At 70.6% G+C, this 7,420-nt stretch carries 8 protein-coding genes; 6 read left to right on the top strand and 2 right to left on the bottom strand.

Translation table 11 applies throughout. The features are described from left to right. The first annotated feature begins 105 nt into the window (after window positions 1–105). Window positions 106–909 carry a DUF4118 domain-containing protein gene (locus tag IE277_RS45895; protein ID WP_189959990.1) on the top strand — a complete coding sequence of 268 codons (804 nt, stop codon included), beginning with the start codon at window positions 106–108 and terminating at the stop codon, window positions 907–909. A 177-nt stretch (window positions 910–1,086) separates the two neighbouring features. After that, complete coding sequence (locus IE277_RS45890) at window positions 1,087–2,949, top strand: potassium channel family protein (RefSeq protein ID WP_189959987.1); 1,863 nt, start codon at window positions 1,087–1,089, stop codon at window positions 2,947–2,949. A 45-nt stretch (window positions 2,950–2,994) separates the two neighbouring features. Here IE277_RS45890 and IE277_RS45885 read toward each other — a convergent pair whose 3' ends face one another. After that, the gene (locus tag IE277_RS45885; protein WP_189959985.1) at window positions 2,995–3,282 is read right to left on the bottom strand and encodes a hypothetical protein; all 288 of its coding nucleotides are present in this window, start codon (window positions 3,280–3,282) and stop codon (window positions 2,995–2,997) included. A 38-nt stretch (window positions 3,283–3,320) separates the two neighbouring features. Here IE277_RS45885 and IE277_RS45880 point away from each other — a divergent pair, with 38 nt between their 5' ends. Further along, a complete protein-coding gene (locus tag IE277_RS45880) occupies window positions 3,321–4,067 on the top strand; it encodes a MerR family transcriptional regulator (RefSeq protein WP_229882574.1) in 747 nt (248 codons plus the stop codon). A 313-nt stretch (window positions 4,068–4,380) separates the two neighbouring features. Here the strand turns inward: IE277_RS45880 and IE277_RS45875 are convergent, their stop codons facing one another. Continuing rightward, on the bottom strand, window positions 4,381–4,902 hold the full coding sequence (locus IE277_RS45875) for a hypothetical protein (protein WP_189959983.1): 522 nt from the start codon (window positions 4,900–4,902) through the stop codon (window positions 4,381–4,383). A gap of 211 nt (window positions 4,903–5,113) precedes the next feature. On the opposite strand from IE277_RS45875, the gene IE277_RS45870 reads away from it, so the two are divergent. The 3 genes from IE277_RS45870 to kdpF are packed head-to-tail and all read left to right on the top strand — an operon-like array spanning window position 5,114 to window position 7,301. Continuing rightward, window positions 5,114–6,955 (top strand): APC family permease, encoded by a 1,842-nt coding sequence (locus IE277_RS45870; protein ID WP_189959982.1) that lies wholly within the window; start codon window positions 5,114–5,116, stop codon window positions 6,953–6,955. Then, window positions 6,952–7,215 (top strand): hypothetical protein, encoded by a 264-nt coding sequence (locus tag IE277_RS45865; RefSeq protein ID WP_189959994.1) that lies wholly within the window; start codon window positions 6,952–6,954, stop codon window positions 7,213–7,215. Before IE277_RS45870 ends, IE277_RS45865 begins: the two co-directional genes overlap by 4 nt. Then, window positions 7,212–7,301, top strand: coding sequence for a K(+)-transporting ATPase subunit F (gene kdpF / locus IE277_RS45860; RefSeq protein ID WP_189959980.1), 90 nt, complete (start codon window positions 7,212–7,214; stop codon window positions 7,299–7,301). Before IE277_RS45865 ends, kdpF begins: the two co-directional genes overlap by 4 nt. Window positions 7,302–7,420 lie beyond the last annotated feature (119 nt).

Raw genomic sequence — 7,420 nt, 5'->3', positions numbered from 1 at the left:
CGGCGGCGGCCTCACCATGGTCGTCTCCCTGCCGTTCGCGGATCTGCGGGCGGGTGCCGAACCGACCGAGCAGAGCGTAACCGAGCAGAACGTAGGAGGCGCGTGATGAGCACTGTGCCCGGCACCTGGAAGCTGCACCGCACGCGAGGAAGCCAGGCTGCGCGGCCCTTGCCGCTGCGGGACCGGCTCGCCCTGACGGCGGGCCTGGCCGCCCCGTTCCTCGTGGCCCTGGCCCTCGTCCCGCTCCGTACGAGCCTCACGCACACGAACGCCGCTCTCGTCCTCGTCGTCGTGGTCGTCGCTGTGGCCGCCCTGGGCAGCCGTACGGCGGGCGTGGTCGCGGCGCTGTCGGCGGCAGCCTGGTTCGACTTCTTCCTCACCCGGCCGTACGAGACCTTCGACATCACCGCGTCCGCCGACATCGAAACGGCGGTGCTGCTGCTGGTCGTCGGCGTGATCGTCGCCCAGCTCGCGGCCCGTGCCCGCCGGCTGGAGGTCATGACGGTGACCGACGCGGATCACCTGGCGCGGATCCATCGGACGGCCGACCTTGTGCAGTGCGCCAACTCGGCGGACATCGTGGTCGACCACGTCCGCGGCGAGCTGACCGGCCTGCTCGGCCTGGGCGCATGCCGCTTCGAGTACGGCACGCTCCTGGGCCGCCCGCCGCGCATGGAGAAGGACGGCAGCGTGACGGTGGGCCGCCGCACCTGGAACCCGGACACCGACGGGTGGCCGGAGGGCGAGATCGAGCTGCGCACCTACGGCAACGGCCACTACCAGGGCCGCTTCATGCTCACCCCCGGCCCCGGACCGGTGCCCCCGCTCCAGGCCCGGTTGGTCGCCGTCACCCTGGCCGACCAGACAGGGGCGGCGCTGGACACGGCGGGACCAGTACGCAGGGCGTGAGGCCGGACATCGCGGAAACAATGCGGAGGTGATGAAGCCGGGCGGGCCGGATTCCCTGACGTGATCCTGACGCCGGACCGGCCGCCCGGCGGAACGGCGCCGCGCCTCCTGTCGTTCCTTTCCGGTGTGACGTCAACTCTCCATCTGCGCCCGGAACTTGGCCAGCGCTCTCAGCACATGGTGATCTTCGGTGACGACGGACTCGCGCACCGGCTCGCCCTCGAACTGGACGCGGTGTGCGGCGAGGTCGTCACCGTGGTGGTGCCGTCCCGGGACGACGAGTACGGCGACCGGATCTCCGCGCTGCACGAGGACCCACGCTCGCCGGTCGAACTGCTCGTCTCCGCGCGCCCGGACGAGCGGACCCTGCGGGCCGCCGGGGTGGAGCGGGCCGCCGCGCTCGCCCTCACCTACCGCGACGACCAGGTCAACATGACCGCCGCCCTGCTGGCCCGCACCCTCAACCCGTCCGTGCGGCTGGTGGTGCGGATGTTCCACCGCGAGCGAGGCCGGCACCTGGAGCGGTTGCTTGACCGTGCCGCCGGCCTGTCCGGGGAGGCGGCGCTGGACACCTCCACCACGGTGCTGTCGGACGCCGACACCGCCGTACCCGAACTCGTGGCGGCAGCCGCCGTCGGCCACGGCCACACGCTCCAGGTCGAGGACAAGGTCTTCCGCGGTGTCGTCCGCCCGGCCGGCACCCCGTCGCACACCACCGACCTGGCCACGCTCGCCGTCCTCTCCGGTGCCCACCAGGACGACCCGGCGAGCCAGGACAGCCCGGAGACGCCCGGCGAGGAGGGCACCCAACTGCTGCCGGACACCCGGACCGCGTATCACCGCCAGTTCACGCACGGCCGCTTGATGCTGGAGGAGGTCACCCATCATCACGCGCCCGAACCGGCCCGCCGCAGTCGGCGCGGTCGTACCGGGGCCTGGCTGCGGGCCCGGCCGGCGCACCTGCCGTGGAAGGTGTTCCTCTCCCGCGAGCTCACCGCTGTCTTCGGCGCGCTCGGGGCGATGGTGCTGGCGCTGGCCGCCGCCACGGCGCTGTTCGCGGACGAGCACCCATGGTGGAAGAACCTGTACCTGCCGATGCTGGACATCTTCACGATGGGCGACCCGGCCACCAACGAGTCCGTCGCCCGCCGCGTCCTCCAGCTCGTCGCCGGTTTCGTCGGTCTGGCCGTGCTGCCGCTCGTCGTGGCCGCCACGCTGAACGCCACCGAAGCCTTCCGCGCCGCCTCCGCGAGCCAACCGCCCGACGAGGACACCATCGGCCACATCGTCCTCGTCGGCCTGGGGAAGATCGGCACCCGAGTGCTGGCCCGGCTGCGCACCACTGACCACCAGGTCGTGGTGATAGAACGCGACCCGCACGCGCGCGGTGTCGCCTTCGCCCGCGAACTCGGCGTGTCACTGATCCTGCAGGACGCCACCGCCCCCGGTGTGCTCGATCTGTCCCAGGTCCGGCACAGCCGCTCCCTGCTCGTGCTGACCCGTGACGACGGCCAGAACCTGGACATCGTCATGGCGGCACGGGAGACCAACCCTGAGGTGCGCGTGGTCATGCGGCTCTACGACGACGATCTTGCGGCGACCGTCCAGCGCACCCTGCGCGCTTCGTACCCGGAGGCGCTCACCCGCAGCCGAAGCGTTTCCGCGCTGGCCGCTCCGTCCTTCGCCGCCGCCATGATGGGCCGCCACGTGCTCGGTGTCATGCCGGTGGAGCGGGGCTCGCTGCTGTTCACCTGCGTCGACGTGGCCGGGCATCCGGAGCTGGAGGGGCGCTCGGTGCACGAGGCGTTCCGGGAGAACGAGTGGCGGGTGCTCGCCGTCGGGGCCGTGAGTCCTGCGGTGCAGGTCTCCTCCGTGGACACCCTCACCGGCCTGCGCGCGAACCGGTCCGGCTTTGACTGGCGTCCGCCGCAGGGCCGAGTGCTGCGGACTGGCGACCGGGTGGTCCTGGCGACCACGCGGCGCGGGCTGGACATCCTCATGACGGGCGTACAGCCGCATCCGGCAAACCGCAGGGACTGAGCGATGCCCGCGGGCCTGGACGGCAACTGCGAAACAGCCGGATCCTCAGTGCCCTTGCCCGTTGACCGGCGCCTTCAGCAGTCGGTTCAGCTCGTTCCCGGCGTCGTCGTATCCGGCATCCGAGATCCGTTGCAGCTCGCGAAGGTCGCCGATTGCAGCTGCGCGTCGAGTGAGTAGGAGCCCGGCTCGCATGGATCCCTCGTCCAACAGCTCGCTCAGCTCCCCGAGGTCGTCGGCCGCGTCGGCAAGATCGGCAAGCCGGTCCAAAGCAGTCTCATTGCCCTCATCGGCCAGCTCGCGCAGGGTCTCTCGATCGATGTTCTGGTTGCCCATGACGTCATGGTGCAGCCCTGCCCTTGGGGAAAGGTCAAGTGGGACGATGGCCGGTGATCACCATCGGGCAGCTGGCCAGGTACGTCGGAGTGTCGACCAAGACCATTCGCGTGTATCACGACAAGGGGCTGCTTCCCGAGCCCGAGCGCGATGCGTCCGGCTATCGGCGGTACGGCGCGAACGACGCCATCGAGCTGATCAAGATCCGCACCCTCGCCGAGGCCGGAATCCCCCTGGCCCGGATCCGGGACCTGAGATCAGCGACCGGCGAAGACTTCCAGCAGGCACTGCGCGAGATCGACGACGAGCTCACCGCCCGCATCCGTGGCCTGCGTGCGACGCAAGGACGCCTGCGCCAGCTTGCCGCCGGGCATCCGGCACCGTTACCCACCCAGATCAGCGCACACCTGGAGCACCTGGTCCGCTGGGGGTTCACCCCTCGATGGATGGACCTCCAACGCGACCTGTGGATCCTCGTGTTCGCCACTCACCCGGACCAAGCGATCATCCTGTTCCAGGACCAGACCGAGGCCCTGGCCGACCCCGCGCTGCGGCAGCTCTTCCTCGACTACGACCACGCGCACGACCTCGACGCCAACGATCCTCGAATCGACGACCTCGCCCACCGGATCGCTGAGGCGACCCGAGACCGCTACGGCGCCGACGAACTGCCCGAGCTGGACGCGACCTCCGAGATCCCCGCCCTCATCCAGGGCACGGTCAACGCCGCGTCCCCAGCATGGCAGCGACTCGACATGCTCATTCGCGCACAGCTGGACGCGTGACTCGACGTTACGGACACACGATCCTGGCTGTGCGCGAAAATCAGTCAGCCCATACCGCGAACTGCAAAGCAAACGCTGGCTGATGCGGCACTAGGGCCTGTCCGGCGGATCAGGTCGCGGGAAAGTGACGGTGCCTCATCGGCGCAGGTGAGCGGGGGCAGTGCGTCCAGCTGCAAGGCGGAGGAGGGAGTCGACGCGGTGGGGGTCCCCCGCGCGTGAGCGGAGTCGAGCGTGGGGGAGTCGGCGAGTGACGACAACGCCGCAGAGGGGCGTGCCAGCACCCGCGTCCCCGACAGGATCCGCCGGACAGGCCCTAGTCCAGTCCGGACGCCTTGAACACGGCCCGTGCCGTCTCGCGGTCCATGCGGATCGAGAGGCGGCGCAGCGCGGTCTGGCCGCACAGCAGCAGTCCGTCGTCCGCCGCCTTCCGCGCGCCCTCGTTCAGGCGGAACCACAGGTGCGGGTTGCGGACGAGGACCTCGGGGTCGATCTCGATGCGGCCGCCCAGGGCGTCCCGCAACAGGAACCGCGGCGAGATGCCGTCCATGCAGCGGACCGACACCAGCAGGTCTGTCCGCACCCGCTGCTCGCACACCAGCCGGCGCGAGGCCAGCCAGTTCCCGCCGGCGGACACCCGGGCGGGATACAGCACGACGAAGAGCAGCCCGGCGAGCACGAACCACAGCGCGGCGCGCCCCACGGCGATCCGGCCGGAGCCCCAGTCGGTCAGGAGCAGCAGGGTGAGCAGTACGCCGGCGCAGCGGACGGCGCTCAACAACTCATGCGTCCAGTCGTGGTCGTGCACCGCCTCACCTGATGCATCAGGGCGTCCCATGGCGCAGACGGTAGTGACCTGGGGAAGCTGATCGGTGGACCTTGATACGGCTCTGATGGCGATGCCCGTCAAGATCGCGTCAAGGTCTGCCGGTTCGGCGCGAAGATGCCGCAAGGAACGGACGTACATGGCGGGAAAAGGTCTGAACCTGGGTGCACCCGCGTGCGCTTCGACTCTCGTGCGTGGCTGAACGAAGAAGGAGCACGTGCCCATGTCCGTCCTGACCATCGAGCAGCCGGATGCCGTACCCGCCGGCGAGGAGCCGCCTGATACCGGCGAGCGTCACCGGCTGACCGCCGTCACGGGGCTCGCGGCCCTGTCGCTGGACGCGATGGCGTCGGTGGCGTACGGCCCGGAGGCAATCGTCCTCGTCCTCGCCGCCGCGGGTGCGCACGGGCTGGGCTTCACACTGCCCGTCACGCTGGCCATCGCCGCCCTGCTCGCGGTGCTCGTGGCGTCGTACCGGCAGGTCATCGCGGCCTTCCCGGACGGCGGCGGGTCGTATGCCGTGGCCAAGGCGCATCTGGGCGCGCGGACCAGTCTGGTCGCCGCCGCCTCCCTGGTGCTGGACTACGTGCTCAACGTCGCGGTCGCGGTGACCGCGGGCGTGGCGGCGCTGACCTCCGCCTTCCCCTCCCTCTACGGCGACCGGCTGTGGCTGTGCCTGGTGGTGCTCGCGCTGATCACGGGCGTCAATCTGCGCGGGATAGTGGAGTCGGCGAAGGCCTTCATCGTGCCGACGGTCGTGTTCGTCGGCTCGATCTTCGTACTGATCATTGTCGGTCTGTTCCGCTCCCACCCGGTGAGCACGGCGACCGCGGCCGGGCATGCCTCGGTCGTCGCGGGCAACGCCTCCTCCGTGGGCGCGCTCCTTCTGCTGAAGGCTTTCGCCTCCGGGTGTGCCGCGCTGACCGGCGTGGAGGCCATCGCCAACGCCGTCCCCTCCTTCCGGGTGCCGCGGGTGCGCCGGGCCCAGCGTGCGGAGATCGCCCTCGGCGCCGTACTCGGACTGATGCTGATCGGCCTGTCGGTGCTGATCGGCCGCTTCCACCTCCAGCCGGTCGCGGGCGTCACGGTCCTCGCCCAGCTCGCGGACGCCGCGCTCGGCCACAACGGGGCGTTCTACGTCATCCAGTTCGCGACGATGATCCTGCTGGCCCTGTCCGCCAACACCTCCTTCGGCGGGCTGCCGGTGCTGCTGAAGCTGCTCGCCCGCGACAACTACGCGCCGCATGTCTTCGCCCTGAAGGCCGACCGCCAGGTCCACCGGCACGGCGTCCTCGCGCTCGCCGTCGTCTCGGCCGCGCTGCTGGTCTTCTCCGGCGGTGACACCAACACCCTGGTGCCGATGTTCGCCATCGGTGTCTTCGTCGGCTTCACCATCGCCCAGGTGGGCATGGTCCGGCACTGGCGGCTGGAAAAGGGCGCCGGCTGGCGCGGGAAGGCGCTGCTCAACGGCTTCGGCGGGATCCTCACCGGGGTCGCCGCCGTCGTCGTCACCGCGAGCAAGTTCGAGGAGGGTGCCTGGCTGATCGTCATCGCGCTGCCGCTGCTGGTGGCCGCCTTCATCGCCGTGCACCGCGCCTACGGCCGGATCGGCGAGCGGCTCGGGCTCGGCCGCATCCCCGAGGTCCCGCACCGCGAGCGCTCGCTGGTGGTCGTCCCGGTGTCCACGCTGTCCCGGCTGACCTCGGAGGCGCTCACCGCCGCCACCTCCCTCGGCGACGAGGTCCGCGCCGTCACCGTGTGCTATCCGGACCCCGAGGACCGGGCTCAGCTGCACGCGCTGGAGCGCGCCTGGGCGGACTGGGACCCCGGGGTGCCACTGGTACGTCTGTCCTGCGCACGCCGCTCGCTCGGGCGTCCCATCGCCGCGTACGTCCGTGAGGTGGCCGCCACCGAGCCCGGCACCCGCGTCACCGTGCTGATCCCCGAGACCGAGCCGGAGCGGCTGTGGCAGCGGCTGCTGCAGAACCAGCGGGGCGCGGTCGTGGCGCACGCCGTGCGGCGGGAGACGGACGCCGCGATCTGCCGGCTGCGCTTCCGGCTGTGACCGGGGTCACTACCGTCACGGCGCGCTACCCGTCGGTACGGGTCAGGAGCCGTAAGAGTCCCGTCAAAGGTTCCGGGTCGGCCGTAAGAGGGCCGTCAAGGGGCGACCGGATCCGGCCATACAGGCGCTTTCCTCGTAGCGTCCGTTTCAACCGAACCTCACTCCAGGAGTTCGCGATGGCCGATCTGGCCTTCGTCGTCACCGTGCTCGCGGGTTTCGCGCTGGTGGCCCTCGTCGCCAAGGGGGTGACGAAGCTGTGACCATCGAGAACATCGTCGGCCTGGTCGTGGCCGTCGCCCTGCTGGGCTATCTCGTCCTCGCCCTGATCTACCCGGAGAGGTTCTGAGACACGACATGGGTCCCGCACTTGCAGGCCTGCTCCAGCTGCTCGCCCTGACAGGCGCCCTGGCGCTCGTCTACGTCCCCGTCGGCAACTACATGGCGAAGGTCTACTCCTCGCGCGAG

Source organism: Streptomyces alanosinicus (assembly GCF_014650595.1).
Classification (GTDB): Bacteria; Actinomycetota; Actinomycetes; order Streptomycetales; family Streptomycetaceae; genus Streptomyces; species Streptomyces alanosinicus.
This window is presented reverse-complemented; position numbering and strand designations above follow the sequence as displayed.

What these genes read in the sequence shown, in the direction of transcription:
- IE277_RS45895 (WP_189959990.1), top strand. Translation starts at nt 106, where the DNA reads ATGAGCACTGTGCCCGGCACCTGGAAGCTGCACCGCACGCGAGGAAGC.
- IE277_RS45885 (WP_189959985.1), bottom strand. Translation starts at nt 3,282, where the DNA reads ATGGGCAACCAGAACATCGATCGAGAGACCCTGCGCGAGCTGGCCGAT.
- IE277_RS45875 (WP_189959983.1), bottom strand. Translation starts at nt 4,902, where the DNA reads ATGGGACGCCCTGATGCATCAGGTGAGGCGGTGCACGACCACGACTGG.
- IE277_RS45870 (WP_189959982.1), top strand. Translation starts at nt 5,114, where the DNA reads ATGTCCGTCCTGACCATCGAGCAGCCGGATGCCGTACCCGCCGGCGAG.
- IE277_RS45890 (WP_189959987.1), top strand. Translation starts at nt 1,087, where the DNA reads ATGGTGATCTTCGGTGACGACGGACTCGCGCACCGGCTCGCCCTCGAA.